The sequence below is a fragment of the Paenibacillus sp. VTT E-133291 genome (genome assembly GCF_002264395.1).
GTDB classification, from domain to species: domain Bacteria; phylum Bacillota; class Bacilli; order Paenibacillales; family Paenibacillaceae; genus Paenibacillus_AQ; species Paenibacillus_AQ nitricinens.
This window is the reverse complement of sequence record NZ_NFVA01000199.1, coordinates 1,789-2,016: the sequence shown is the minus strand read 5'-3', so window position 1 is coordinate 2,016 and position 228 is coordinate 1,789. Positions and strand designations below refer to the sequence as shown.

Here is a 228-nt window from a genome sequence, read left to right as displayed (position 1 = left end):
CAGTACCAAGAGCATCTATCTCGATTGGAAAAGAACATAGATGCTCTCGCTGAAGAAATGAAAAAATGTGATTTAATTCAGTCGATTCCCGGTATTGGTCCAAAAATTTCTGCAACCATTTTATCGAAAATTGGAGAAGTAGACCGTTTTGATCATCCAAAGAAACTAGTAGCCTTTGCAGGCATAGACCAGATTGTATTCGCATCCGGAGAGTTTGCGGCAACACGA

Annotated in this window: 1 protein-coding gene; it reads left to right on the top strand. The window is 40.4% G+C overall.

What is annotated here, in order from left to right; translation table 11 throughout:
- A partial coding sequence (locus CA598_RS31495) for a transposase (protein WP_256990742.1) occupies positions 1–228 on the top strand: 228 nt, incomplete at both ends.